The 24,389-nt window shown below is 71.9% G+C and carries 26 protein-coding genes and 1 tRNA gene; 17 read left to right on the top strand and 10 right to left on the bottom strand.

Annotation, left to right across the window (positions count from 1 at the left end; translation table 11 throughout):
• Window positions 1–136: 136 nt before the first annotated feature.
• Window positions 137–1,798 (bottom strand): copper resistance CopC/CopD family protein, encoded by a 1,662-nt coding sequence (locus L3i22_RS05265; RefSeq protein WP_221325873.1) that lies wholly within the window; start codon window positions 1,796–1,798, stop codon window positions 137–139.
• Between the two features lie 95 nt (window positions 1,799–1,893).
• Here L3i22_RS05265 and L3i22_RS05260 point away from each other — a divergent pair, with 95 nt between their 5' ends.
• From L3i22_RS05260 to L3i22_RS05245, 4 genes are all read left to right on the top strand, one after another.
• The gene (locus L3i22_RS05260) at window positions 1,894–2,442 is read left to right on the top strand and encodes a sigma-70 family RNA polymerase sigma factor (protein WP_221325872.1); all 549 of its coding nucleotides are present in this window, start codon (window positions 1,894–1,896) and stop codon (window positions 2,440–2,442) included.
• A 67-nt stretch (window positions 2,443–2,509) separates the two neighbouring features.
• The gene (locus L3i22_RS05255; protein WP_221325871.1) at window positions 2,510–2,995 is read left to right on the top strand and encodes a MauE/DoxX family redox-associated membrane protein; all 486 of its coding nucleotides are present in this window, start codon (window positions 2,510–2,512) and stop codon (window positions 2,993–2,995) included.
• The gene (locus L3i22_RS05250) at window positions 2,992–3,741 is read left to right on the top strand and encodes a thioredoxin domain-containing protein (protein ID WP_221325870.1); all 750 of its coding nucleotides are present in this window, start codon (window positions 2,992–2,994) and stop codon (window positions 3,739–3,741) included. The genes L3i22_RS05255 and L3i22_RS05250 overlap by 4 nt, the downstream gene beginning before the upstream one ends.
• The gene (locus L3i22_RS05245; protein WP_221325869.1) at window positions 3,738–4,742 is read left to right on the top strand and encodes a hypothetical protein; all 1,005 of its coding nucleotides are present in this window, start codon (window positions 3,738–3,740) and stop codon (window positions 4,740–4,742) included. The genes L3i22_RS05250 and L3i22_RS05245 overlap by 4 nt, the downstream gene beginning before the upstream one ends.
• A 79-nt stretch (window positions 4,743–4,821) precedes the next feature.
• Here the strand turns inward: L3i22_RS05245 and L3i22_RS05240 are convergent, their stop codons facing one another.
• On the bottom strand, window positions 4,822–5,451 hold the full coding sequence (locus L3i22_RS05240; protein ID WP_255657961.1) for an HAD family hydrolase: 630 nt from the start codon (window positions 5,449–5,451) through the stop codon (window positions 4,822–4,824).
• Window positions 5,451–5,762: a hypothetical protein gene (locus L3i22_RS05235; RefSeq protein WP_221325868.1), complete on the bottom strand. Its 312-nt coding sequence runs from the start codon at window positions 5,760–5,762 to the stop codon at window positions 5,451–5,453. Before L3i22_RS05235 ends, L3i22_RS05240 begins: the two co-directional genes overlap by 1 nt.
• A gap of 63 nt (window positions 5,763–5,825) precedes the next feature.
• Between L3i22_RS05235 and L3i22_RS05230 the strand changes: the two genes are divergently transcribed.
• The 3 genes from L3i22_RS05230 (at window position 5,826) to L3i22_RS05220 (ending at window position 8,095) form a co-directional block, all read left to right on the top strand.
• Complete coding sequence (locus L3i22_RS05230) at window positions 5,826–6,638, top strand: MOSC domain-containing protein (RefSeq protein ID WP_221325867.1); 813 nt, start codon at window positions 5,826–5,828, stop codon at window positions 6,636–6,638.
• A gap of 85 nt (window positions 6,639–6,723) precedes the next feature.
• The gene (locus L3i22_RS05225) at window positions 6,724–7,647 is read left to right on the top strand and encodes an expansin EXLX1 family cellulose-binding protein (protein WP_221325866.1); all 924 of its coding nucleotides are present in this window, start codon (window positions 6,724–6,726) and stop codon (window positions 7,645–7,647) included.
• 361 nt (window positions 7,648–8,008) lie between these two features.
• Window positions 8,009–8,095, top strand: a tRNA-Leu gene (locus L3i22_RS05220).
• Between the two features lie 347 nt (window positions 8,096–8,442).
• Here L3i22_RS05220 and bcp read toward each other — a convergent pair.
• Window positions 8,443–8,919 carry a thioredoxin-dependent thiol peroxidase gene (bcp, locus tag L3i22_RS05215; protein WP_221325865.1) on the bottom strand — a complete coding sequence of 159 codons (477 nt, stop codon included), beginning with the start codon at window positions 8,917–8,919 and terminating at the stop codon, window positions 8,443–8,445.
• On the bottom strand, window positions 8,912–9,355 hold the full coding sequence (locus L3i22_RS05210; protein ID WP_221325864.1) for an S-adenosylmethionine decarboxylase family protein: 444 nt from the start codon (window positions 9,353–9,355) through the stop codon (window positions 8,912–8,914). The genes bcp and L3i22_RS05210 overlap by 8 nt, the downstream gene beginning before the upstream one ends.
• Window positions 9,356–9,618: 263 nt before the next feature.
• Here L3i22_RS05210 and L3i22_RS05205 point away from each other — a divergent pair, with 263 nt between their 5' ends.
• Entirely contained in the window at window positions 9,619–9,990 is a 372-nt protein-coding gene (locus L3i22_RS05205; RefSeq protein WP_221325863.1) for an Asp23/Gls24 family envelope stress response protein, read from the top strand.
• Here the strand turns inward: L3i22_RS05205 and L3i22_RS05200 are convergent.
• The 4 genes from L3i22_RS05200 to L3i22_RS05185 are packed head-to-tail and all read right to left on the bottom strand — an operon-like array spanning window position 9,987 to window position 13,404.
• A complete protein-coding gene (locus tag L3i22_RS05200) occupies window positions 9,987–10,634 on the bottom strand; it encodes a response regulator transcription factor (protein ID WP_221325862.1) in 648 nt (215 codons plus the stop codon). The two genes, L3i22_RS05205 and L3i22_RS05200, sit on opposite strands and share 4 nt — an antisense overlap.
• Complete coding sequence (locus L3i22_RS05195) at window positions 10,631–11,737, bottom strand: sensor histidine kinase (protein WP_221325861.1); 1,107 nt, start codon at window positions 11,735–11,737, stop codon at window positions 10,631–10,633. Before L3i22_RS05195 ends, L3i22_RS05200 begins: the two co-directional genes overlap by 4 nt.
• Before the next feature lie 18 nt (window positions 11,738–11,755).
• Window positions 11,756–12,535 carry a hypothetical protein gene (locus L3i22_RS05190; RefSeq protein ID WP_221325860.1) on the bottom strand — a complete coding sequence of 260 codons (780 nt, stop codon included), beginning with the start codon at window positions 12,533–12,535 and terminating at the stop codon, window positions 11,756–11,758.
• Window positions 12,532–13,404 carry an ABC transporter ATP-binding protein gene (locus L3i22_RS05185; RefSeq protein ID WP_221325859.1) on the bottom strand — a complete coding sequence of 291 codons (873 nt, stop codon included), beginning with the start codon at window positions 13,402–13,404 and terminating at the stop codon, window positions 12,532–12,534. The genes L3i22_RS05190 and L3i22_RS05185 overlap by 4 nt, the downstream gene beginning before the upstream one ends.
• 120 nt (window positions 13,405–13,524) lie before the next feature.
• Between L3i22_RS05185 and L3i22_RS05180 the strand changes: the two genes are divergently transcribed.
• From L3i22_RS05180 to hutH, 9 genes are read left to right on the top strand one after another with little or no spacing between them, the layout of a single operon-like run.
• Window positions 13,525–14,037: a hypothetical protein gene (locus tag L3i22_RS05180; RefSeq protein WP_221325858.1), complete on the top strand. Its 513-nt coding sequence runs from the start codon at window positions 13,525–13,527 to the stop codon at window positions 14,035–14,037.
• A gap of 52 nt (window positions 14,038–14,089) precedes the next feature.
• Window positions 14,090–14,914: a MerR family transcriptional regulator gene (locus tag L3i22_RS05175; protein ID WP_221325857.1), complete on the top strand. Its 825-nt coding sequence runs from the start codon at window positions 14,090–14,092 to the stop codon at window positions 14,912–14,914.
• Window positions 14,911–15,309, top strand: coding sequence for an ester cyclase (locus L3i22_RS05170; protein WP_221325856.1), 399 nt, complete (start codon window positions 14,911–14,913; stop codon window positions 15,307–15,309). The genes L3i22_RS05175 and L3i22_RS05170 overlap by 4 nt, the downstream gene beginning before the upstream one ends.
• A gap of 32 nt (window positions 15,310–15,341) precedes the next feature.
• The gene (locus L3i22_RS05165) at window positions 15,342–16,187 is read left to right on the top strand and encodes a MurR/RpiR family transcriptional regulator (protein ID WP_221325855.1); all 846 of its coding nucleotides are present in this window, start codon (window positions 15,342–15,344) and stop codon (window positions 16,185–16,187) included.
• Between the two features lie 11 nt (window positions 16,188–16,198).
• Complete coding sequence (gene hutU / locus L3i22_RS05160) at window positions 16,199–17,833, top strand: urocanate hydratase (protein WP_221325854.1); 1,635 nt, start codon at window positions 16,199–16,201, stop codon at window positions 17,831–17,833.
• On the top strand, window positions 17,826–18,980 hold the full coding sequence (locus L3i22_RS05155) for an allantoate amidohydrolase (RefSeq protein WP_221325853.1): 1,155 nt from the start codon (window positions 17,826–17,828) through the stop codon (window positions 18,978–18,980). The genes hutU and L3i22_RS05155 overlap by 8 nt, the downstream gene beginning before the upstream one ends.
• On the top strand, window positions 18,977–20,281 hold the full coding sequence (locus L3i22_RS05150) for a formimidoylglutamate deiminase (protein ID WP_221325852.1): 1,305 nt from the start codon (window positions 18,977–18,979) through the stop codon (window positions 20,279–20,281). Before L3i22_RS05155 ends, L3i22_RS05150 begins: the two co-directional genes overlap by 4 nt.
• On the top strand, window positions 20,278–21,468 hold the full coding sequence (gene hutI / locus L3i22_RS05145; RefSeq protein WP_221325851.1) for an imidazolonepropionase: 1,191 nt from the start codon (window positions 20,278–20,280) through the stop codon (window positions 21,466–21,468). The genes L3i22_RS05150 and hutI overlap by 4 nt, the downstream gene beginning before the upstream one ends.
• Window positions 21,465–23,000: a histidine ammonia-lyase gene (gene hutH, locus L3i22_RS05140; RefSeq protein WP_221325850.1), complete on the top strand. Its 1,536-nt coding sequence runs from the start codon at window positions 21,465–21,467 to the stop codon at window positions 22,998–23,000. The genes hutI and hutH overlap by 4 nt, the downstream gene beginning before the upstream one ends.
• Here the strand turns inward: hutH and L3i22_RS05135 are convergent.
• Entirely contained in the window at window positions 22,993–24,381 is a 1,389-nt protein-coding gene (locus L3i22_RS05135; RefSeq protein ID WP_255657960.1) for an MFS transporter, read from the bottom strand. The two genes, hutH and L3i22_RS05135, sit on opposite strands and share 8 nt — an antisense overlap.
• Window positions 24,382–24,389: the final 8 nt, after the last annotated feature.

Here is a 24,389-nt window from a genome sequence, read left to right as displayed (position 1 = left end):
CGGGCCCCACTGCGCGCACCATACCGAGGCAAATAACCCCAAAATGGGCAAACGAGCAGGCGGCCCTCAATAGATACGGCAAAGGCCCGATCCCGTACGGAATCGGGCCTTTTGGCCGAGGGGGTGGCGGAACCGGTCAGCGCACCTTGGCCGTCATCGTGAAGGTGCTCTGATCGATGTCGGACGTACGCGCGGTGAACTTGAACGTCCAGTCCCCCGCCTGCGGCAGCGCGATGTCACCGATCGCGTGGAAATCGGTGATCCGCAGCAGCGGGATCTCGATCGGCTCGATGCCCTTGGCCGGCAGCGCCGCGGTCGCCTTCCACTCGACGACCGGCAGCGGCTTGTTGTCCGGGGTGTACGCGTACAGGTGCATCGAGTTGTTCCCGACCGCGGCCGGATAGATGTCCACCTGCAAGGACATCGTCTTGTCGGTGAGCGTCTGGGTGACCGTGGTGTCGGTCGTCGTGGTCTGCGCCGCCTCCGCGGTGCGCGGCGGCGAGATCTGCACCAGCGCGGCGGTCACGCCCAGCACCACCGCGGTGATCCCGAGCTCGGCCAGCACCACCCGGCGCAGCGCGCGCGGCGACTCCTCGGCGGCCCGGTCCTTGACCAGCTTGCGGGAGAACGCGGCCACCCCGATCACGATCGCGGCCAGGGCCACCTTGATCAGAATCAGACGCCCGTACGTGCTGTTGACCAGCCCGCTCAGCGTGGAGACCTCGATCAGCGCCTGGACCACGCCCGCGAAGATCAGCGCGGACACCGCGGTGAACGCCCAGCGGGACCAGATCGGCAGGATCGCGCCCAGCTCGCGGGCGTTCGCCCGGGGCAGCAGGAACGCGAACAGCATCACCAGGCCGCCCAGCCAGACCGACATGGCGGCCAGGTGCAGCGCGTCCAGCACCACCGAGACGCCGGCCACCGGGGACGCGGTCGGGTGCCCGGTCAGCGGCCAGGTGGCCAGCGCGGCCACGCCCAGGACGCCGAGCAGGGCCAGGTCCAGCTTCGACCCGCCCTCGCCGTCGGCCAGCAGCGGCCGGAGCAGGAACCCGGCGGCCACCACGACCGCCAGCCGGACCAGCATCACCGCCCCGAACGTGCTGCCCAGCACGTCGCGCAGATCACCGACCCGGACGTCGAAGAGGCTGGTGCCCAGCGTGTACGGCGCCTGCAGCCAGATGGCGAGCACGGTGCTGCCGGCGACCAGGCCGATGCCGGTCCAGATCAGCCGGCCGGGGCCGCGGCGGGACAGCCGCTGCGGCCAGAGCAGCGCCAGCACCAGCACCGGGCCGACCAGCAGGACCAGACCCGCGTACCCCAGATATTTGCCCACCGGGATGAGTGCCCGGACCACCGGATCGACCCGGGTCTCGGCGCCGATGTCCGCCGACGGCGGCGTCGAGGCCGCGCCGACCGAATACGTGATCGTGCCGGCCACCGGGTGACTGTCCGCCGAGATCACCCGATAGGTGACCAGGTACGTCCCCCGGGCGCCGCCGGACCGCAGCGGGATCGTCACGGTGTTGCCGTCCACCGTCGGGTCGCCGGAGTCGGCCCGGCTGTTGTCCGGTGCGAGCACCTGGATCTTGCCGGAGATCAGCTGCACCGACTCGCTGAAGGTGAGCGTCACTTTGTTGGGGGCGTCCGGCACGATGTTGCCGTTATTCGGGTCGCTGCTGACCAGCGCGGCGTGCGCGCTGGCCGGCCCGGCCGAGAACAGCACGCCGATCATGCCGATCAGCAGGCCGAGGAGGACTGTCGCTCCCCGGCGTCGGTCAACGGTCATGACGGCCATGTTCTCCGATCACCATCCGTTCGGCCACGTGCGGGTGGTCGCGCGCGGCCTACGCATGGTTCCAGATCCGGCCGGACCGCGTACGATGCCCAGTCGTGACGGCTGGTGAGCAGGAGACGGACGAGACCACCGCGCTGGCACTGGCCGCCCGCGACGGCGACCCGGTCGCGCAGGCCGGGTTCGTGCGCGCCACCCAGACCGAGGTGTGGCGGTTCACCGCCGCACTGGTCGATCCGGGCGCCGCGGACGATCTCACCCAGGAAACGTACCTCCGTGCGTTCCGCGCGCTGGACACCTTCGAGGGGCGTTCGACGGTACGGACGTGGCTGCTCGGCATCGCCCGCCGCACCTGCGCCGATCACCTGCGGGCCGTGATCCGGCGGCGGAAGCTGGACGTCCGGCTCGCCGCGCAGGCCGCCACCGAGGGTCCGATGCCGGACCCGGCGCACCGGTTGAGCAGCGCGGACCTGCTGAGCCGGCTCAGTGACGAGCGGCGGACGGCGTTCGTGCTGACCCAGGTGCTCGGGTTGTCATACGCGGAGGCCGCCGAGGTCGAGGACGTGCCGGTCGGGACGATCCGGTCCCGGGTCGCCCGGGCCCGCGACGAGTTGATCACAGCTGTGTCGAAGGCCCAGGCGAGCTGAGAGTTGTCTGAGACGGTGGATGATCGGGAACCGACAGCCGACCAACTCCGTCTAACGAGGCGTGACCATGGAAACCACTGCGCGGCCGGCGGTCTGGCCGTGGATCTCCACGCTGGCCCGGCTCGGCCTGGCCGCCGTCTGGCTGATCGCGGGCGCCACCAAGGTCGGTGACCTGGCCGAGTCCGCCCGCGCGGTGAAGGCGTACCAGCTGATGTCGTACGACGTGGCCCGGGTCGTCGGCGGGGTCCAGCCGTTCCTGGAGATCGCGCTCGGTCTCCTGCTGCTGATCGGCCTGTCCACCCGGCTGACCGCGGGGATCTCCGCCGTGCTCCTGGTGATCTTCATCGCCGGGATCAGCTGGGCGATCTACAAGGGCCTGCGCATCGACTGCGGATGTTTCAGCTCCGGCGGCGAGCTGGGCGCCGGCCGCGACACGCAGTACGGGCTGGACATCCTGCGTGACCTCGGTTTCCTGGCACTCTCCGGGATCCTGTTGTGGAGACCGCGATCCCGGTTCTCGATCGATGGCGCGCTGATGGGGGAGTCGTCTTGAGCAAGGGAAGTCGCGATCGGGCGGAGCTGGCCCGCCGGATCGTCCAGCAGCAGAAGGCCGCGGACAAGCGCCGCACGATCACCCTGTGGACGTCGGTGGCGGTGGTCGTGGTGCTGGTGATCGCCGGCTTCATCGGCTACGCCACGCTGTCCAAGCAAAACAGCGACAGCACCGGGGCGCTGGTCACGCCGAGTGTGGCGGTCGACGACGGCACCGCGTTCGCGGTCGGCTCCGGGCCGGTCACCGTCGATGTGTACGAGGACTTCATGTGCCCGATCTGCAACCATTTCGAGCAGCAGAGCGGTGCCACCCTCAAGACGTACCGCACCGCCAACAAGATCACCCTGCGGTACCACCCGGTGTCGATCCTGGACCGCGCCTCGAACGGGACGGAGTATTCGACCCGCTCGGCCGGGGCCGCCGCGGCCGCCGCCGAGGAGGGCAAGTTCACCGAGCTGCACGACGTGCTCTACGCCAACCAGCCCGCGGAGAACAGCGACGGGCTCAGCAACGCCAAGATCATCGAGCTGGCGAAGTCGGTCGGGTTGACCAGTGACAAGTTCGCGAGCGCGGTCAACGCTGGTACTTACAAGGCATGGGCGACGAAGGTGACCGAGACGTTCTCCTCGCGCGGCTACACCGGCACCCCGACCATCGTGATCAACGGAACCCAGCTGGTCGGGCCGAACGACACCCTGCCCACCGACGCGCTGCTGATCCAGACGCTCGACAAGGCGGCCGGGTGAGGCGGTTCCTCGTGACGCTCGTCGTGGCCGGTGCGGTTCTCGCCCCGGCCACGGCCGCGTTCGCGCACGGCGGCGAGGGGGCGAACGTCACCTCGTACCGGACCGTCGTCACCGGGATCAGCAGCCCAATGGGCGGCCTCACCGTGCGCACCGTCGAGGGCGGGGCGCGGCTCGAGCTGGTCAACGACACCGGGCGGCGGATCGAGGTGCTCGGCTACTCCGGCGAGCCGTACCTGGAGCTGCGCCCGGACGGGGTCTATCAGAACATCAGCTCCCCCGCGGCGTACGTGAACCGGACCCTGACCGGCGACACCCCGGTCCCGCTCACCGCCGCCGTCACCGCCCCGCCCACCTGGCAGAAGATCGCGTCCGGCCATGCGATCCGCTGGCACGACCAGCGCGCGCACTGGCTCGGCACCACCCGTCCACCCCAGGCGGTGGCCGATCCTGATCACGCGCATCGGCTGCGGGAGTGGGCCGTGCCGCTGCGCGACCAGGTCCGGGTGTTCGAGATCCGGGGCACGCTCGACTACGAGCCACCGCCGGTGACCTGGGCCTGGTGGGCCGGCGCGGCCCTGACCGGCCTTCTTCTGACGGCCCTGGTCCGCTTCCGCGCACGGTTGCTCGCGCCACTCGCGGTCATCGCGGGTCTGTCAGTTTTCGGGTACGCGGTGATGCGCGGTCTCGACGGCGCGGGCTGGTCCGGGGTGCTGCTCGTGACCGGCGCGCTGGCCCTGGGGGCGGCGTGGAAGCACCCACCGTTCTACCTGGCGCTGTCCGGTTTCGTGCTGGCGGCGTTCGCCGGTTTCGGCAGCTCCGACGTCTTCCTGGCGGCGGTCGTGCCGGCCGCCGGTCCGGGCTGGCCGGCCCGCCTCTGCATCGCCGCGACGATCGCCACGGGCGGCGCCCTGGCCCTGACCGGCCTCCTCCGCATGCGCGACGCCGTCCCGGCCACCCCGGAGCCGTCCCCCACCGCCCGGGTGGCGAGCGACCAGGGCTGATGCGGCAACGGGTCGAAGGCGCCCAGGCCCGGCGACCAGCCGATTCAGATCGAGGAGCTGGGCGACGGCTGTCGCGAACTCACCGGCGGATCGCGGCGGCGACGTCGGTCTCGATGCGGGTGGGGTGGTAGGCGGCCTCGGTCCACGTCCGGCCCAGGGAGATCCACGTGCTGGGCAGGCCCGCCGCGTGCGCGCCGCCGATGTCCGCGTGGGCCGAGTCGCCGATCATCCAGGCGTCGGCGAGGGGCAGCCCCGCGACCGCCGCCGCGGCGTGGAAGATCTCCGGGGACGGCTTCTTGCAGCCGACCGCCTCGGAGATCACCCAGCCGTCGACCACCTCGTCGAGGCCGCTGTTCCGGATCTTCGCGGTCTGCTGGGCGACCAGTCCGTTGGTGACGATCACCGAGGCACACCCGGCCGCGCGGGCCGCGGCCAGCGCGCTCCGGACCGGTGAGGCCAGGGAAACCCGATCGGCGGCACCATGGTCGAGGAAGCGGTGCACGTCCCCGGCCGGCACCACCTCCGGATACCGTTCGAGCAGCGCCGAGGCCACCTCGGCCCGCGGCGTGTACCCGCTCGCGTCGACCGTCATCAGCCACTCGAGGTCGGCCGCGGGCAGCCGGTGCGTGGCGAGGAGCTCCGCCCCCGCGGCGCGGAACGCGGCGTCCCGATCGATCAGGGTGTTGTCGAGGTCCAGGAGCAGGAGCATCAGCCGCTGTCGCGGGCGACGAAGTGGTGGGTGACGGTGTGTTCCCGCTCGATCAGGAAGGCGTCGTCCTCCGGGTAGAACACCGCGCGCTCGATGTCCTCACCGGCGAAGCCGCGGATCACGTCGACCGAGGCCCACCAGCTGACCGTGGTCACCTCGGAGCGGCCGTCGCCGAGATCCCGGGTCCACATCTGGGCCCCGAGGTTGCCGGGTGTGCCCCGGTACGCCGCCAGCCCGGTGCGTTCGATGTACGCCACGTACGCCTCGACCTGGTCGGTGCGCACCCATCCCCGCCACATCCGTGTGATCACCGGCCCACCATATTCCGGGAACATGAAAACCAGCTGATGCCAGGAACATGAAAAACTGGGTGAATGCGGATCGCCGAACTGCACACGTATCCGGTCAAGGGTTGCCACCGCCTGGACCACGCCACCGCCGTGGTCGAGCCCTGGGGTCTCCGCGACGATCGCCGCTGGATGATCGTGAACGTCGATGGGGTGGGCATCACCCAGCGGGACGCTCCGCTGCTGACCCAGTTGCGGGTCCGGCCGCGCCCCGGGGGTCTGCTGCTGTCCGCCCCGGGTCTGTCCGATCTTGATCTGGACGAGCCGGCCGACGGCCCGAAGGTCGCGATCCGGGTGTTCCGCAACAAGCCGGAGATTCCCGGCCGGGTCGCGGAGTCGGCCTGGGTCAGCGCGTTCCTCGGCCGGGACGTGCGGCTGGTCTGGCAGTCGGATCCGACGAGCCGGACCATCGAGGAGCGCGCGGCGCCGGACGACCGGGTCAGCTTCGCCGACGGCTACCCGGTGCTGCTGGCGAACACCGCCTCGCTGGACGCGGTCAACGACTGGCTGACCGAGGGCGGCGACGAACCGGTCCCGATGCACCGCTTCCGGCCGAACCTGGTGGTCGACGGCGCACCGGCCTGGGCCGAGGACGGCTGGCTGGGCGGGCGGCTGCGGATCGGCGGGATGACGTTCCGGGTCGCCAAGCACTGCGCCCGGTGCCGGGTGACCACGATCGATCAGGAGACCGGGGAGTCCGGGCGGCAGCCGCTGCACGTCCTGGGCAAGCATCGCCGGATCGACGGCGGCCTGATGTTCGCGGTGAACCTGATCCCGGACCTCGCCGCCGGTGACACCGGAGTGTTGCGGCTCGGCGACACGGTGACACCGTTGGAGTGACGCGGCACTCATTAGCGGTACATGTGTCTTAGGAGTGTCTTAGAAGGTTTGCCGGAAGCGCCCGGCCCTACAAGTATCGCTGAGCGTGAGTGCTCATCGACGACCGTTCCCGACCCGTTGGCTCGCCGCCGGCGGCGCCGCCGTTCTCGCCGGCATCATCGGCGTGGCGCTGCTGCTGCAGTCCGGCGGGTCGGCGTGTGCCGCGCCGCCGAGCACGAGCACGAAGACCGGCAAGGCGACCTTCTACGACCTGGGCGGCACGTCCGGCAACTGCTCGTTCGAGGTGCCGGCCGACGATCTCTACGTGGCGCTCGGCCCGGACCAGTACGCCGACGGCGCCTCCTGCGGCGCGTATCTCGACGTCACCGGCCCGAAGGGCTCGGTCCGGGTCAAGGTCTTCGACTCCTGCCCGGAGTGCGACACCGGGCACCTGGACCTGAGCCGGACCGCGTTCAAGAAGATCGGCAGCGAGGTCGCCGGCATCATCTCGATCAAGTACAAGCTGGTCACGAACCCCTCGGTGCCCGGCCCGGTCACCGTCCGGATCAAGGAGGGCGCGTCGCAGTACTGGTTCGCGGCGCGCATCGACAACCACGCCAACCTGCTGAAATCGGTCCAGGTGGCCGGTCCGGGCGGCTCGTTCAAGTCCGCGTACCGGACCGACTACAACTACTGGCTGATCGACAGCGGCGCCGGCTCCGGTCCGTACAAGCTGAAACTCACCGACGTCTACGGCAACACGACGACGGTGTCCGGCATCGCGATGAAGCCGGGCGTCGTGCAGAAGACGTCCACGTCGGTGTCCGGCCGCTCCAGCACCGTCAAGTCCGCGGCCAAGACTTCGTCGTCCCCGGCGGCGAAGAAATCGTCACCCGCCACGCCCGCCTCCGTTCCCCCCTCGGCGTCCTCGGTGGCCCCGCTGCCCGAATCGGCTGCGGCCGTTCCGGGCACCACCGAGGACGCCCTCCTCAACCTGGCCGGCAACCCTGAACCGGCCAGCTGCGGCTAGCTTTCCGCGGTCCCCCGAACGGCAGCCCCGCCCCCGCCCGGTGGGGCTGCCGTTTGTCCACCCCATAAAGATCAAATTCTTTTTTGCCTCGGCTGCGGCCGATAACTGATCGTCGCTCCCGCGGGGACCCTTCCGGGCCTCGCAGGGCGCGGGGCGCCCAAAAACGCGAGACCCTCCAGGGCGACGTCCGAGGGTGGTTGCGGTTTCCAAGGACCCACGCGACTCCGCTGCCACGTCAGGCCCAGCCGCGCCTCCGGCCCCGGCTGGGAGCGTGTGACACGAACGGGATGAACCGAGGCGCCATGAACTGGGGCGAGCGTTTAGACTCCACCCAACGCTTTGCTCTTGATGGGCAAAACGGGCGGGAGTGGCGAAATTGGCAGCCGCGCGGGTTTTAGGTGCCCGTGCCCGAGAGGGCGTGAGGGTTCGAGTCCCTTCTTCCGCACCACTGAACTCGGTTTTGGGTCCTTTGAAACCGCAACCACCCACGGACGCCGCCCTGTAGGGCTTTGCGTTCTGGGCGCCCCGCGCCCTTGCGAAGCCCGGAAGGGTCCCCGCGGGAGCGACGATCAGTTATCGGCCGCAGCATAGGCAATAAATGAATGTGATCGTAAAAGCGTGCACGGCGGCCGCCTTGCGGGTTGGCTACCGCATGACGACCGCCGTGAGTCCGGGCTGCCTCGCGCCGATGCGGGCTGTGGAGTGTTCTCCTCTTCGGCGTGCAGGCCCCGGACCTGCGGACTTTCCCGAAGTTCGGACGCGATCAGGGAAGTGGGCGGTCGGTGCGGGGCGCGGTCAGTCCAGGCCGAGGTCGCGGCGCAGCTTGGCGACGTGACCGGTGGCCTTGACGTTGTAGAAGGCGTGCTCGATGGCGCCGTCCTCGTCGATGATGAACGTCGAACGGATCACCCCGGTGACCGTCTTGCCGTAGAGCTGCTTCTCGCCGAACGCACCATACGCCGTCAGGACGCTCTTGTCCTCGTCGCTGACCAGCGGAAACGTGATCGCGTCGCGCTCGCGGAACTTGGCGAGCTTGGCCGGCTTGTCGGGCGAGATGCCGACCACCTCGTAACCGGCGGCCTGCAGCGAGGCCAGCGAGTCCCGGAAGTCACAGGCCTGCTTGGTGCAGCCGGGTGTCATCGCGGCCGGGTACGCATACAGCACGACCTTGCGTCCGCGCAGGTCCTTGAGCGTGAGGCGGTCGCCGTTGTCGGTGGGGAGCGAGAAGTCGGGCGCGGCGTCGCCGGCGCTGAGACGCACGATGTCAGTCATGCACCGACGATAGTGCGGCCCGATGGTCGCTCCAGAGCTGCTCCGCCGAGGCGAGGTCGCGCGGCCACTCCTCGCCGCGGCGGCGCAGGAGGTGCTCGCTGATCCGGTAGTCGCCGACCAGCCGGCGGAACTCGGCGAGCACGTCGGCCTCGTGGAACGGCTTGCAGGAGAAGACGTTGACGAAGATCTCCCGCAGGTGCGGGTAGGTGTGGATGGCGGCGTGCGACTCGGCCAGGATGACCACGGCCGACTTGCCGGCCCGCTCCGGCGGGCCGTCCTCGGTGGCGACCATCGGGCCGGCGATGACGGTCATCCCGATCCGCGCCACCAGCTCGCGCATGAAGGTTGTCAAGGCCCGATCGTCGTCGAGCGCGGTGATGTCGGCGATCCCGGACAACCGCAAGGTCAACTCGTCGCCGTAGTGGTCATTGTCCATGACGCCTCCCAGGCTCTTCCTCCGCACATTACCGGCCCTCGAAGCCCCCGAATGTGCCACGTTTTCCCAGCTAGAGGCCGATGTAGGAATCCGTTTCGACACGACGTGATCGCGCCGTTTTCCGTATTCGGACCACCATGGACAGTGCGAATTCACGTGTTCTCCGGCGGTCAGTCGGATACCGGTCTGGCGGGGCGCGGCGGATCTTCAGTACGCTCCCCGCGGAGTCGCGAATCTGCGTCAAGAGCGGAGAACACAGGGCCATGACCGAACCCACTGGCGCCACCCCGGCGAGCGGAAGCACCACTGTCTCGGGCGAGGTGGTGGAGAAGATCGCCGCCGCCGCGGCGCGCACCGTCCCCGGCGTCTCGGATCTGGGCGGCGACGTCTCGCGCTTCTTCAACAGCGTGCTCGACAAGGTCGGCCTGGACACCGTCGGCGACGCGAGCCGGGGCGTCTCGGCCGAGGTCAAGGACGGCACGGTGACCGTCAACGTGGTGGTCGTCCTGGCCGCCGGCACCGTGGTCGCCGAGGTGACCAGCGCCGTTCAGGAGAAGGTGACCGAGGCGGTGCAGAGCTACGGCCTGCGCGTCCTCGCCGTCAACGTGAACGTGGACGACATCGCGATCGGCTAGACCAGCCGGTTCTCGTGGGCGTAAACGACGATCTGCACCCGGTCACGCAACTCGAGCTTGCCGAGCAGTCGTCCGACGTGCGCCTTCACGGTCGCCTCGGACAGGTGCAGCTCGTCGGCGATCTCGCCGTTCGAGCGGCCCCGGCCCACCAGGACGAGAACCTCGCGTTCCCGTTCGGTGAGCCGGTCCGTCTTCGGCGACGTCGGCCCGGTGACGGGCAGGTGTGGCACGAACGCGTCCAGAAGTCGCCGGGTGACCGCCGGGGCGACGGCCGCGTGCCCACCGGCGACCGCGTGGATCGCGCTGATCAGGTCGGCCGGGGGCACGTCCTTGAGCAGGAACCCGCTGGCTCCGGCCCGCAGCGCGGCGTAGACGTATTCGTCCAGGTCGAACGTGGTCAGCACCAGGATCCGGGCCGGGTTGCCGTCCGCGACGATCCGCCGGGTCGCCTCGATGCCGTCCAGGACCGGCATCCGTACGTCCATCAGCACCACGTCCGGCCGGAGCGCCCGGGTCATCCGGATCGCCTGCGCGCCGTCGCCGGCCTCGCCGACCACGGTGATGTCCGGCTGCGCCTCCAGCACCAGGCGGAAGCCGAGCGAGAGCAGCGGCTGGTCGTCGACCAGCAGCACGGTGACGGTCATCGGAGCCTCAGGGTCGCGTGGACCCGCCAGCCGTTTCCGGATCTCGGACCGGCTTCGACGTGGCCGTCGTAGGGAGCGACCCGTTCCCGCATGCCGGCCAGCCCGTGGCCGTCCGGGGCCGCGTCGCGTCCGGTGCCGTTGTCCGTGACCGAAATTTCGGTATATGGCGGTTGGTGGCGCACGGTGACCTCGACGGTGGCGTTCGGGCCGGCGTGCTTGAGGGCGTTGGTCAGGGCCTCCTGGACGACCCGGTAGACGGCCAGGGCGGCGCCGGGGCTCCCGCCGCTGGGCGTGCCCTCGCGGATCAGGGTGACCTCGAGGCCGGCGGCGCGGACCCGGTCGATCAGGGCGTCGAGGTCGTCGAGGCCGGGCTGCGGGGCGTGGGCTACCGGCGTACCAGAGAAGTCGTTCAATAGTCCGACGAGCTTGCGCATCTCGCCCATCGCCTCCCGGCCGACCGCCGAAGCCTGGCCCATCACGCCGGCCGCCCGCGCCGGATCGCCGGGCGCGGTCGCGGCCGCGCCGTCGGACAGCGCGATCATCACCGCGATGTGGTGCGCCACCACGTCGTGCATCTCCCGGGCGATCCGCGCGCGTTCCTCGGCCACCGCGAGCCGCGCCCGCTGATCCCGCTCGATCTCCAGCCGCCGGGCCCGGTCCTCCAGCTCCACGAGGTACGCCGCCCGGGTCCGCTGACTGATCCCGACCAGCGCGACCGCCACGATCAGCGCGGCCACCGCCGCGACCGCGACCCAGTCCTCGCGAGCGCCGAGCCCGGGCAGCACGGTGAGCGCCGCGGCCACCCAGACGTAGCGGGCCGGCCGGTGCCGGGCCAGCGAGTGCAACGCCAGCAACGGCACCAGCAGCGCGCCCGGATTCTGCAGCCCGGCCGCCTGGGTCGCCCAGTAGGCACCGGTGACCAGGGCGAAGACCAGCACCGGGGCGGGCCGCCGCCAGATCAGCGGGACCGGCAGCAGCACCACCGCGACCCAGTCCGCCGGGCCGGTCGCGGTGACCGTCGCCCCGGTCCGGCCGGTCAGGATGATTCCGCAGGCCAGGGCCGCCAGCGCGGCGATCCCGGCGGCCACCGCGCGCGGTCTCATCCGCCCAGTGTGGACCACTCAGGGATCCCGTCTCCAGAGCACGGCCCCGCCGGCCGCCAGCGCCAGGAGCACCCAGCCCGCGGTGACCAGGGCGGCCGGGCCCGGGGTCAGGATCGTGAACGGGTTCCCGGTGCCCCGCACCGCGTACAGCGCCTGCGCCGCCGCGACCGGGATGTACTTCAGCACGTGGTTCCCGACCGACTCCGGCAGCGTCTGGCTGAGCACCGCCGGCGCGACCAGGATGAGCAGGACGTACGCGGTGAGCGCGGTGGCGGTGTGCCGCAGCAGCGCGCCGAGCCCGAGCCCGATCAGCGCGAGCGCCACCGGCGCCGCCGCCGCGCCGAGCACCGCCCGGAACACCCCCGGATCGCCCGGCCCGAGCCGGTCCGCGGCCGGCGCGAACGCCTGGGTGGCGACCAGCGCGGCGACGCACGACAGGAGCATCACCGGCGCCGCGAGCCCGGCCAGCGCGACCGCCTTCGCCCACAGCACCGGCAGCCGTCGCGGCACCGCGGCGAACGTCGACCGGATCAGCCCGGAGCTGTACTCACCGGTCACCGCGAGGATCCCGAACGCACCCAGGAGCAGGGAGAACACGTCGATCCCGAGGAACGCCCGGCCGATCAGCCCGGCCGGGGTGTTGGACGCGCCGGGCAGCCGGTTCGCGTTCCAGCCGATCACCCCGGCCAGGGTCACGGTCAGGACCGCGACCGTGCCGAGCAGCACCCAGGTGGAGCGCAGGGCGCGCAGCTTGCCGTACTCGGCGGACAGGATCCGGGCGAACGTCAGCTTGATCATGACCGCACCAGCTCCATGTACGCCTGCTCCAGCGACGTCTTGAGCGGGGTCAGCTCGTACACCGTGAGCCGGTGCTCGGCCGCCGCGGCCCCGATCTCCTCGGGTTCGAGCCCGGCCACCTCCAGCAGCCCGGCATCCCGCGCGGTCACCGTCGCGCCGCGGGCGGCGAGCACCTCGCGCAGCCCGGCCGCGTCCGGCGACCGCACCAGGCAGGTGGACTGCCGCAGCAGGTCGTCGAGGCCGGTGTCGGCGAGCAGGCGCCCGTGCCCGATCACCAGCAGGTGGTCGGCGGTCACCGCCATCTCGCTCATCAGGTGACTGGAGACCAGGACGGTGCGACCCTCGCCGGCCAGCCGCCGCAACAGCGTCCGGATCCACAGCACGCCGTCCGGGTCCAGCCCGTTCACCGGCTCGTCGAGGATCACCACGGCCGGATCGCCGAGCAGCGCCGCCGCGATCCCGAGCCGCTGCCCCATCCCGAGCGAGAAGCCGCCGGCCCGCCGGCGGGCCACCGCGCCGATCCCGGCCTCGGCCAGCACCGCGTCCACCCGGCCCGGCGGGATCCCGTGCGTGCGGGCCAGCCCGAGGAGGTGCTCCCGGGCCGTGCGCCCCCGATGCACGGCCCTACCCTCCAGCAGCGCTCCGACCACGGTGAGCGGCGCCGGATGCTCCCGGTACGGCCGCCCGCCGACGGTCGCGCGCCCCGCGCTCGGCCGGTCCAGTCCCAGGATCATCCGCATGGTGGTCGACTTGCCGGCCCCGTTCGGCCCGAGAAACCCGGTCACCCGGCCGGCCCGTACCTCGAACGACAACCCGTCGACCGCGGTCGTCGCCCCGAATCGCTTCACCAATCCGTCGACTTCAATCATGGGATCGACGCTATGAGCGGGTGCCCGGCGGCGGACCCTCCCACGGTCTACATCCGGTGCCGACCGTGGTCGGGGTTTTGTGTTGTCGAGCGGTCCGGCGGCCGTCTCCCAGGTGTGGTTGTGATCTCCGGCCGGCACCGGCGCCCGGTCTCGCCCGTGTGGCGCTTCGCGCCCGTGGTGGCGTGCTGGCTGGCGGTGCTGGCGGTCGCCCCGAGCAGCCCGCCCACCGGCCGGGTGCACGACGTGGCGCTCTTCGTGCACCTCGGCTCGATGGTGGTCGGCCTCGGCGCCGTCCTGCTGGTCGACTGGTTCGGCCTGCTCTGGCTGACCGGCCGCGGCACCCTCGCCGACGTGCTGCGCACCGCCCACGGCGCACACGTCCCGACCTGGGCCGGTTTCGCCGGCCTGATGGCCTCCGGCCTGTTCCTGGGCGTTCCGGCCGACCCGAAGGCGGTCGCGGTCCTGATCGTGGGTCTGAACGGCGTCTACGCCGGCCGCCTGCTGTCCGAACTCACCCGCCACCCGGAGCCGCCGACCGCCCTGCTGCTGCGCTCCGCCGCCGCCACGCTGATCTCCCAGCTGGCCTGGTGGACCGCCGTCGTCCTGGGCTACCTCAACAGCCGCGGCGGTTAGCGGCGGGCCGCCGGGTTGACCTTGTCGTAGCGTCAAGGTGTCTCCTGGAGGCATGCGGATCGGAGAACTCGCCGAGCTGGTCGGGATCAGCACCCGGGCCATCCGGCACTACCACCGGGTCGGCCTGCTGGCCGAGCCCGCCCGCCGGGGGAACGGCTACCGGGACTACACGCTGCGGGACGCCGTCGCCCTGGCCCGGGTCCGCCGCCTCGTCGAGTTGGGGCTGAGCCTGGCCGAGGTCGGCGAGGTGCTGGCCGGTGACGCCGACCGGGACCTGGCCGAGATCCTCCGCGAGCTCGACGCCGATCTGGCCGGCCAGGAGGCGGACATCCGCCGGCGCCGGGCCCGGCTGGCGCAGCTGCTCCGGCAGGCGGACGACGGCCTGCCCGCCGAGCAGGCCCCGGTCTCGCCCGGGCTGGCCACGCTCTTCAGCAGCATGGCCGCGGCCGGTGGCCCCGGGCCGGAGCCGGCGATGGCGGTGCGGGACCGCGAGGTGATGGCGATGCTGGAGACCGTATCGGGCGCGCACGGCGCCGACTGGCTCGACAAACTCGCCGAGGGCATGGCCGACGACCCGGGGGCGGTCGAGCAGGCGCACGCGGTCTACGCGCTCCTCGACGAGCTGGCCGGCGCGGCTGCCGACGATCCGCGGGTGGAGACGGCCGCCCGGCAGATCCTGGCGTCCATCCCGGAGCCGGCCCGGCGGGCGATCCGGATCCCGGACGGCGCGTTCGAGGAGACGGGCGACGGCTTCGCCGCGGCCTTCTACGCGGACTTCGCCCCGGCCCAGGCGGCCGCCATCCGGCTCGCCCTCACGCTGATGAAGCGGTCGGACCCGGCCGCCGACCCGGAGAACGAACAGGAGAGCACACCATGAACTCCGATCTGTTGCGTGCCGCGTTCGAGGCGTTCAATGCCGGCGACGCGGACCGGTGCGTGGCCTTCACCACCCCGGACCTGATCATGAATCTGGCCGAGCTGCCGGAGCCCCGGCACGGTCAGCAGGCGTGGCGGGAGGGCTTCGAGATGATGCGGCACGCCTTCCCGGACCTGCGGGCGCAGATCGAGGACATCGTGGCCGCCGACGACCGGGTCGCCCTCCGGCTGCGGTTCCGCGGCACCCACTCCGGCGAGTTCCTGGGCATCCCACCGACCGGGAACCACATCGAGTACGTCAGCCACGAGTTCTACCGGATCGCCGGCGGGCTCATCGCCGAGGAGTGGATCTGTTCCGACACGGCCACCCTGTTCCGCCAGCTCGGCGTGGCCTAGCTTCTGAAAGTTTTTATGCATAGGCTGTCGGTGTGAATGACGGAGTGGTCAGGGCGGCGGAGCGGGTGCTCGACCTGTTTCAAGGGGCCCGGCTCACCCCCACGCAGCGGCGGATCGCGCACAGCCTGGTCGAGCACGCGGCCAAGGCGGCCTATCTGTCCGCCGCCGAGGTCGCCGAGCTGGCCGGGGTGAGTCAGCCGTCGGTCACCCGGTTCGCGATGGCGCTGGGGTATTCCGGATATCCGGCGCTGCGGCGGGAGCTGCGGGCGCTGGCCTCCGACTCGCCCGGCGAGGCGGCCGGGGAGAACTCCATGCAGCGGGCGGTGCTGGCCGAGGGGGAGCATCTGCGGCGGCTGGCCGAGGAACTGCAACGGCCTGACGACGTACGGAAGGCTGCCTCGCTCCTTGCCGACAGCAGACCGTTACCGGTGCTGGGGCTCAGGGCGGCAGCGCCGCTCGCGGCGTATTTCGGGTATTTCGCGGCGAAGGTCTTTCCGGACGTGCGGGTCCTGGACAGTGGCGGGACCGGGCTGCAGGACCGGCTGGATCAGGCCCGCGCCGCCGGTGCCGGTGCGATGCTGGCGATCGTGTTGCCACGCTATCCGCGCGAGTCGGTCGAGGCGGTCCGGGAGGCGAAGGCCGCCGGCTTCTCGGTGGTCGCGATCACCGACTCGGCGGTGAGCCCGGTGGCCGACGACGCCGACGTGGTGCTGCCCGCCGCGGTCGGCACACGGCTGGTGTTCGACCTGCACACCGGGCCGATGGCGATGGCGATGGTGCTGCTCGAGGCGATGTGTGACGCCGCGCCCGAGCCGGTGCAGCGTCGCCTGGAGGAGTTCGAGGCGTCGGCCGCTCGACGGAACATTTTCACGGCGTGATGGAGGAAAGCATGTCCGAGATCCGTGCACCTCGCGGTACGACGTACAGCGCAAAGGGTTGGCCGCAGGAGGCCGCCAAGCGCATGTTGCTCAACAACCTCGACCCGGATGTGGCCGAACGGCCCGAAGATCTTGTGGTGTACGGCGGAACCGGCCGCGCCGCCCGCAACTGGCCGTCGTTCCACGCGATCGTCCGCGAGCTGGACGTGCTGGAGGACGACGAGACGCTGCTCGTGCAGTCCGGCAAGCCGGTCGGGGTGCTGCGCACGCACGAGTGGGCGCCGCGGGTGCTGATCGCGAACTCGAACCTGGTCGGCGACTGGGCGACCTGGCCGGAGTTCCGCCGGCTGGAGCAGCTCGGGCTGACCATGTACGGGCAGATGACCGCCGGCTCCTGGATCTACATCGGCACGCAGGGGATTCTGCAGGGCACGTACGAGACGTTCGCGGCCGTCGCCGCCAAGCGGTTCGGCGGGGACCTCGCGGGGACGCTGACGCTGACCGGTGGTTGTGGCGGGATGGGTGGCGCGCAGCCGCTCGCGGTCACCATGAACGGTGGGGTCTGCCTGGTCGTGGACATCGACCGGACCAGGCTGCAGCGGCGGGTCGATACCCGCTACCTGGACGTCATCGCCGACGACCTGGACGATGCGATAAATCGTGCGATGGCCGCCAAGTCCGGAAAAAAGGCTATCTCTATCGGCGTCGTCGGCAACGCCGCGCTCGTCTTCCCCGAGCTGCTGACCCGGGGCGTCGAGATCGACATCGTCACCGACCAGACCAGCGCGCACGACCCGCTCTCCTACGTGCCGGTCGGGGTCGAATTGGCGGACTCGGCCGCGTTCGCCCGGGATAAACCGGAGGAATACACCGACCGCGCCCGGGCCAGCATGGCCAAGCAGGTCGCCGCGATGGTCGGCTTCATGGACGCCGGCGCCGAGGTCTTCGACTACGGCAACTCGATCCGCGGCGAGGCTCAACTGGCCGGGTACAGCCGGGCCTTCGACTTCCCCGGGTTCGTCCCGGCGTACATCCGGCCGCTGTTCGCCGAGGGCAAGGGCCCGTTCCGCTGGGCGGCGCTCTCCGGCGACCCGGCCGACATCGCCGCGACCGACCGGGCCGTGCTCGACCTGTTCCCGGAGAACGAGCCGCTCGCGCGGTGGATCCGGCTGGCCGGCGAGCGGGTCGCGTTCCAGGGGCTGCCGGCGCGGATCTGCTGGCTCGGGCACGGCGAGCGGGACAAGGCCGGCGTGCGGTTCAACGACATGGTGGCGAGCGGCGAGTTGTCCGCGCCGCTGGTCATCGGGCGGGACCATCTGGATGCCGGGTCGGTGGCGTCGCCGTACCGGGAGACCGAGGCGATGCTGGACGGCTCCGACGCGATCGCCGACTGGCCGCTGCTGAACGCCCTGGTCAACACGGCTTCCGGGGCGAGCTGGGTGTCCATCCACCACGGCGGCGGGGTCGGCATCGGGCGCAGCATCCACGCCGGTCAGGTGTGTGTGGCCGACGGGACCGCGCTGGCCGGGCAGAAGATCGAGCGGGTGCTCAGCAACGACCCGGCGATGGGCGTGCTGCGCCACGTGGATGCCGGCTATGAGTCAAATGCGGCTTCCGACGTACGGGTTCCGATGCGCGATGAGTGACTTCGCCACCCTCTGGGCCGAGATCGCGCCGGTGGGCCGGGCCGCGAACGGCGGCTATCTCCGATACGCGCTGACCCCGCCCGAACTGACCCTGCGCGAGTGGTTCCGGGGCCAGGCCGGCAACCGCGGGATGACCGTGACCGAGGACGGCAACGGCAACCTGTTCGCGTGGTGCGGGGAGCCGTGGGCGCCGGGGACCGTGCTGACCGGCTCGCACTTCGACTCGGTTCCCGGCGGCGGGGGTTATGACGGGCCGCTGGGGATCGTCAGCGCGTTCCTCGCCCTGGACCGGCTGGAGTCGCCCGGGAAGATCGCGATCGGGGCGTTCGCCGAGGAGGAGGGCGGGCGTTTCGGCGTACCGTGTCTGGGTTCTCGGCTTTTGACCGGAGTGATCCCGCCGGAGAAGGCCGCCGCCTTGACCGACCGGGACGGCGTTTCGTTCGGCGAGGCGCTCGGGGCGGCACCGGCCGGGCAGCTCGATCTCGTGAGCAATTTGTCCGCTTTCGTAGAACTGCACATCGAGCAGGGCCGCGCACTCGACGTCCCGGTCGGGGTGGCCAGCGCGATCTGGCCGCACGGCCGCTGGCGGATGGAGTTCGCCGGGGCCGGCGACCACGCCGGGACCACCCGGATGACCGACCGCCGCGACCCGATGCTGACCTTCGCCCACACCGTGCTCGCGGCGAACGAGGAGGCCCGGCTGATCGGCGCGCACGCCACCGTGGGCCGGGTCGAGGCCGAGCCGAACGCGACGAACGCCATCCCGTCGCTGGTCCGTGGCTGGCTGGACGCCCGGGCCGCGGAGACCGGGACGCTGGATCGGCTGCTGGAGTCGGTGATCAAGCGGGCCACCGAGCGGGCCGGGCGGGACGGGACCGAGCTGTCGGTGGTCGCCGAGTCGGTGACCGACGAGGTGGCGTTCGACACCGAGCTGGCCCGGCGGCTGTCGGAGCTGCTCGGGGGCGCGCCGATTCTGCCGACCGGGGCCGGGCACGACGCCGGGGTGCTGTCGGCGCACGTGCCGACGGCGATGCTCTTCGTCCGCAATCCGACCGGGGTGTCGCATGCTCCCGCCGAGGGGGCGTCGGACTCGGACTGCGAGGCGGGGATTTCCGCGCTCGCCACGGTTCTGCGGGAGCTGACGTGACGGTCTACCTGGCCGAGCACGCCTGGATTTCCGGAGCTGCGGAGCGAAATGTCCGGATCGAGGTGAGGGATGGGCGATTTTTCGCTATCACACCTGACTCTTCGGACAAATCCGGCAGCTTTCTCCCCGGGCTCGTTCTGCCCGGGATGGCGAACGCGCACTCACACGCCTTCCACCGCGCCCTCCGCGGCCGCACCCACCACGACCGCGGCAGCTTCTGGACCTGGCGCGACCTGATGTACCAGGTGGCCGGCCGGCTCGACCCGGACAACTACTTCCAGCTGGCCCGGGCGGTCTACGCGGAGATGGCCCTGGCCGGCGTCACGTGCGTCGGCGAGTTCCACTACGTGCACCACAACCCGGACGGCACGCCCTACGCCGAGGCCAACGCGATGGGGCACGCCCTGACCGCGGCGGCCGCCGAGGCCGGCATCCGGATCACCCTGCTCGACACGGTCTACCTGACGTCGAGCGTCGACGGCAAACCCCTCGAAGGCGTGCAGCGGCGCTTCGGCGACGGCGACTACGACGGCTGGTTCGACCGATTCGGCGAGCTGCGCGGCGGCGGGGATCATGCCCGGATCGGCGCGGCCCTGCACTCGGTGCGCGCGGTCCCGGTCGACGGGATGGGCACGTTCGCGTACCGCACCGACGGCTACCCGGTCCACGTGCACCTCTCCGAGCAGCCCGCCGAGAACGAGCAGTGCCAGGCCGTACACGGCTGCTCCCCCACCGAGCTGCTCGACGCGATGGGCGTCTGGCAGCCGATGACCACCGCCGTCCACGCCACCCACCTGTCCGAGAACGATCGTGCGCTGCTGAGCGGGCAGTACGTCTGCTTCTGCCCGACCACCGAGCGCGACCTGGCCGACGGCATCGGGCCGGCCCGGGCGCTCGTGGACGGCGCCGCGAAACTGACCCTGGGCAGTGACAGTCACGCGGTGATCGACCTGTTCGAGGAGGCGCGCGGCGTCGAGCTGGACGAGCGGCTCGCCACCCGGCGGCGCGGGCACTTCGGGGCGGACGAGCTGATCACCGCGGCGACCCGGGACGGGCACGCGTCGCTCGGCTGGTCCGACGCCGGCGCGATCGCGGTCGGACAGCGGGCCGACCTGGTCGCGGTCTCGCTGTCCACCGCGCGGACCGCCGGGATCGATCCGGCCGGGCTGATCTTCGCGGCGACCGCGGCTGACGTGACCGACGTGATCGTGGACGGCCGGGCGGTGGTGGCCGGGGGACGGCACCGGTCCATCGACGTACCCGAAGCCCTGAAGAAGGCGATCGCGGCGGTGCTGCCATGAGTCTGCTGGTCACCAACATCGGTGAGCTGTTCACCAACGACGCGCACGGCGCCGGGGCGGGCCTGGCCCGGGACGCCGCGGTGGTCCTGGACGGCGAGACGATCGCCTGGGTCGGCGCCGCGGCCGAGGCTCCGGCCGCCGACGAGCGGATCGACGCGGGCGGCGCGGCCGTGCTGCCCGGGTTCGTGGACAGCCACGCGCACCTGATGTTCGCCGGCGATCGGGCCGCCGAGTTCGCCGCCCGGATGGCCGGCGAGGCCTACACCGGCGGCGGCATCCGCACCACCGTGGGCGCCACTCGCGCGGCGAGCGACGACGAACTTCGCGGCAATGCGCGGCGCCTGGTGGGCGAGGCGCTGCGGCAGGGCACGACCACGATCGAGATCAAGTCCGGGTACGGCCTGAACGTCGCCGACGAGGCCCGCTCGCTGCGGATCGCCTCGGAGTTCACCAGCGAGACCACCTTCCTCGGGGCGCACGTGGTGCCGGCCGAGTACGCCGACCGGCCGGACGACTACGTCAGCCTGATCTGCGGACCCATGCTGGCCCTGGCCGCGCCGCACGCCAAGTGGGTGGACGCGTTCGTCGAGCGCGGCGCCTTCGACGAGGACCGGGCCCGCACGATCCTGACCGCCGGCCGGGAGAAGGGGCTGGGCCTGCGGGTGCACGGCAACCAGCTCGGCCCCGGCCCGGGCGTCCGGCTGGCCGTCGAGCTCGACGCGGCAAGCGTCGACCACTGCACCCACCTGAGCGACGCCGACGTGGACGCGCTGGCCGCCGCGAAGGTCGACTGCATGTGCCACGACGGGTGGGACCGGACCGTCGCCACGCTGCTGCCCGGCGCGGAGTTCTCCACCCGGTCGCCCTACCCGGACGCGCGGCGCCTCATCGACGCCGGCGCGCTGGTCGCGCTGGCGACGGACTGCAACCCGGGCTCCTCCTACACGTCGTCGATGTCCTTCTGCATCGCCCTGGCCGTCCGCGAGATGCGGATGACGCCGGCCGAGGCCGTCCGGGCCGCGACGCTCGGCGGCGCCCGGGCCCTGCGCCGCGACGACATCGGCGTGATCCGCCCCGGCGCGCGCGCCGACCTGATCGTTCTCGACGCGCCGTCCCACCTGCACCTGGCCTACCGGCCAGGCGTTCCGCTGATTCGCACCGTGATCCACAACGGAGTGCCGCTATGACCGTCATCGTTCAGCCCACCGGGATCGAACCCGCCGACGTGATCGCCGTCGCGCGCGACAACGCCCGGGTCGAGCTCTCCCCCGCCGCCGTCGAGGCGATGGCGGCCAGTCGCGCCATCGTGGACGGCATCGAAGCCTCCGGCCGCCCGGTTTACGGCGTCTCCACCGGCTTCGGCGCGCTCGCCAACACGTCGATCGAGCCGGAGCGCCGGGCCGAGCTGCAGCACGCGCTGATCCGCTCGCACGCCGCCGGGATCGGCGCGCCGATGCCGCGCGAGGTGGTCCGGGCGATGATGCTGCTCCGGGTCCGGTCGCTCGCGATGGGCCGCTCCGGGGTCCGGCCGATGCTCGCCCAGGGGCTGGCCGACCTGCTCAACCACGACATCACCCCGTGGGTGCCGGAGCACGGCTCGCTGGGCGCCTCCGGTGACCTGGCGCCGCTCGCGCACTGCGCGATCGTGCTGCTCGGCGAGGGCTGGGTGCTGGGCAAGGACGGCGGCCGGATCTCCGCGGCCGAGGCCCTGCACACCGCCGGGCTGAGCCCGCTGGAGCTGGCCGCCAAGGAGGGGCTGGCGCTGATCAACGGCACCGACGGCATGCTCGGCATGCTGCTGCTGGCCATCGCGGACGCGGCGCACCTGTTCACCATGGCCGACGTGACCGCGGCGCTGGCGACCGAGGCGATGCTCGGCTCGGAGCGGCCGTTCCTCCCCGAGCTGCACGCGATCCGCCCGCACCCGGGCCAGGCCGCCTCCGCCGCCAACATCCTCCGGCTCCTGCAGGACTCGGCGATCATGGACTCGCACCGGGACGACCTGGCGCACGCGGTGCAGGACGCTTACTCGATCCGCTGCGCGCCGCAGGTCGCCGGCGCGGCCCGGGACACCCTCGACTTCGTCCGGGTGACCGCCGCCCGCGAACTCGTCTCGGTGGTCGACAACCCGGTGGTGCTGCCGGACGGCCGGGTGGAGTCGACCGGCAACTTCCACGGCGCGCCGCTCGGCTTCGCCGCCGACTTCCTCGCGATCGCGGCCGCCGAGGTCGGCGCGATCGCCGAGCGCCGGGTCGACCGCCTGCTCGACGTGACCCGGAGCCGGGACCTGCCGCCGTTCCTCTCCCCCGACGCCGGGGTGAACTCGGGCCTGATGATCGCCCAGTACACCGCGGCCGGGATCGTCGCGGAGAACCGCCGCCTGGCCTCGCCGGCCTCGGTCGACTCGCTGCCGACCAGCGGCATGCAGGAGGACCACGTCTCGATGGGCTGGGCCGCCACCAAGAAGCTCCGCACCGTGCTGGACAACCTGACCAGCCTGCTCGCCGTGGAGCTGCTCTCGGCGGTCCGCGGCCTGCAACTGCGCGCCCCGATCACCTCGTCGCCGGCCGGACGGGCCGCGGTCGCCGCGCTGGAGCCCTTCGCCGGGCGGCCAGGGCCGGACCTGTTCCTGGCGCCGGTGCTGGAGGAGACCCGCGCGGTCGTCGCCGGGCCGGAGCTGCGGGCCGCGATCGAGGCCGCGACGGGCCCGCTCAGCTGACCACATCACCGCTCCTCGGGGCCTTGCCGAGCTCGCCCCGGCCGGGCCCCACAGCGGCGAGCTCGCCCCGGCCGGGCTCCGTGACGGTGTAGGCACGCAGCTCCGGGACGGCTCGCAGGACGATCAGGACCGTCCCGATGGTGAGCAGGCCGCCCGCGCCGATGGTCAGGCGCGGGCCGGCCAGCGCGCCGATCGCGCCGTGCAGCATGCTTCCCACCTGCGGTCCGCCGAACAGCACGACGGTCAGCGCGCCCTGGATCCGGCCACGCATCGCGTCGTCGGTGCAGGCCTGGGCGATCGCGTTGCGGAACGTGCTGAGCACGAAGTTGACCGCGCCCCCGGCCACCAGCACGGCCAGTGCCGCCCACAGCCACGTCACCACGCTGAACACCGCGACCGTCACGCCCCAGGCCAGGGCGGCGCCGGCCATCAGCAGGCCGTGCCGCCGGGCCCGGGTGAACGACGACGAGCCGAGCCCGGCCAGCACCACCCCGACCGGATAGGCGGCGTAGAGCAGGCCGACCGACGACGCGCCGAACTCCCGCTCGGCCAGCTCCGGGAAGAGCGCCGACGGCATCCCGAACAGCATCGCCGCGAGATCGACGGTCAGCACCGCGACCAGCATCCGGCTGCCGGCCAGATAGCGGAACCCCGCCGTCACCTGACGGACGATCGGTTGCCGGGCCACCGCCTCGGCGGACGGCAGCGCCTCGGCGGACGGCAGCGCCTCGGCGGACGGCAGCGCCTCGGCGGACGGCAGCGCCTCGGCGGACGGCAGCGCCTCGATGGGCGGCAGCGCGGGCAGGCGGTGGACTGCGGCGAGGACGACGAGCAGGGCCAGCGCGTCGCAGAGATAGAGCACGGGCAGCCCGGTGAGCGGGATCAACAGCCCGGCCAGGGCCGGCCCGAGGATCCAGCCGGTGTAGCGGACCAGCGAGTTCAAACTGTTCGCCGCGGGCAGCAACTCGGGTCGGACGAGCCGGGGCAGCACCGCGCCGGCGGTCGTCCCCGTCGCGCCGAGGAACACGCCCTGACCGGCCACCAGCAGCAGGAGCACCGGCAGCGGCGCCCCGCCGAGCGCCGCCTGCGCCCACAGCGCCAGATAGACCACGGTCAGCCCGGCCTGACCGGCCAGCAGCACCCGGCGCCGGTCGTGCGAGTCGGCCAGCGCGCCGACCCCGAGCGACGCCCCGGCCAGGCCCACGAAGGACACCACCGCGGCCAGCCCCACCGCGGCCGAGGAGCCCTGGGCCGCATAGAGCTGGACCGGCACCGCGACCGCGCTGAACGAGCCGCCCACCGCGGAGACCAGCGAGGCCACCCACATCCGGCGGAATGCCGGGATGGTGAGTGGCCTCCGATCGATCATGAACGACGCCATGTGTCGAT

The organism is Actinoplanes sp. L3-i22 (genome assembly GCF_019704555.1).
Lineage (GTDB): Bacteria > Actinomycetota > Actinomycetes > Mycobacteriales > Micromonosporaceae > Actinoplanes.
Note: the sequence above shows the minus strand (reverse complement) of the source record. Positions and strands in the feature narration are given on the sequence as shown.

Bases quoted from the DNA above. Each gene is read 5' to 3' on its own strand.
- L3i22_RS05155 (WP_221325853.1), top strand. From the start codon at position 17,826: ATGAGTGACTTCGCCACCCTCTGGGCCGAGATCGCGCCGGTGGGCCGG.
- L3i22_RS05185 (WP_221325859.1), bottom strand. From the start codon at position 13,404: ATGATTGAAGTCGACGGATTGGTGAAGCGATTCGGGGCGACGACCGCG.
- L3i22_RS05195 (WP_221325861.1), bottom strand. From the start codon at position 11,737: ATGAGACCGCGCGCGGTGGCCGCCGGGATCGCCGCGCTGGCGGCCCTG.
- hutI (WP_221325851.1), top strand. From the start codon at position 20,278: ATGAGTCTGCTGGTCACCAACATCGGTGAGCTGTTCACCAACGACGCG.
- L3i22_RS05240 (WP_255657961.1), bottom strand. From the start codon at position 5,451: ATGCTCCTGCTCCTGGACCTCGACAACACCCTGATCGATCGGGACGCC.
- L3i22_RS05230 (WP_221325867.1), top strand. From the start codon at position 5,826: ATGCGGATCGCCGAACTGCACACGTATCCGGTCAAGGGTTGCCACCGC.
- L3i22_RS05135 (WP_255657960.1), bottom strand. From the start codon at position 24,381: ATGGCGTCGTTCATGATCGATCGGAGGCCACTCACCATCCCGGCATTC.
- L3i22_RS05210 (WP_221325864.1), bottom strand. From the start codon at position 9,355: ATGGACAATGACCACTACGGCGACGAGTTGACCTTGCGGTTGTCCGGG.
- hutH (WP_221325850.1), top strand. From the start codon at position 21,465: ATGACCGTCATCGTTCAGCCCACCGGGATCGAACCCGCCGACGTGATC.
- L3i22_RS05170 (WP_221325856.1), top strand. From the start codon at position 14,911: ATGAACTCCGATCTGTTGCGTGCCGCGTTCGAGGCGTTCAATGCCGGC.
- L3i22_RS05190 (WP_221325860.1), bottom strand. From the start codon at position 12,535: ATGATCAAGCTGACGTTCGCCCGGATCCTGTCCGCCGAGTACGGCAAG.
- bcp (WP_221325865.1), bottom strand. From the start codon at position 8,919: ATGACTGACATCGTGCGTCTCAGCGCCGGCGACGCCGCGCCCGACTTC.
- L3i22_RS05265 (WP_221325873.1), bottom strand. From the start codon at position 1,798: ATGGCCGTCATGACCGTTGACCGACGCCGGGGAGCGACAGTCCTCCTC.
- L3i22_RS05200 (WP_221325862.1), bottom strand. From the start codon at position 10,634: ATGACCGTCACCGTGCTGCTGGTCGACGACCAGCCGCTGCTCTCGCTC.
- L3i22_RS05255 (WP_221325871.1), top strand. From the start codon at position 2,510: ATGGAAACCACTGCGCGGCCGGCGGTCTGGCCGTGGATCTCCACGCTG.
- hutU (WP_221325854.1), top strand. From the start codon at position 16,199: ATGTCCGAGATCCGTGCACCTCGCGGTACGACGTACAGCGCAAAGGGT.
- L3i22_RS05175 (WP_221325857.1), top strand. From the start codon at position 14,090: ATGCGGATCGGAGAACTCGCCGAGCTGGTCGGGATCAGCACCCGGGCC.
- L3i22_RS05205 (WP_221325863.1), top strand. From the start codon at position 9,619: ATGACCGAACCCACTGGCGCCACCCCGGCGAGCGGAAGCACCACTGTC.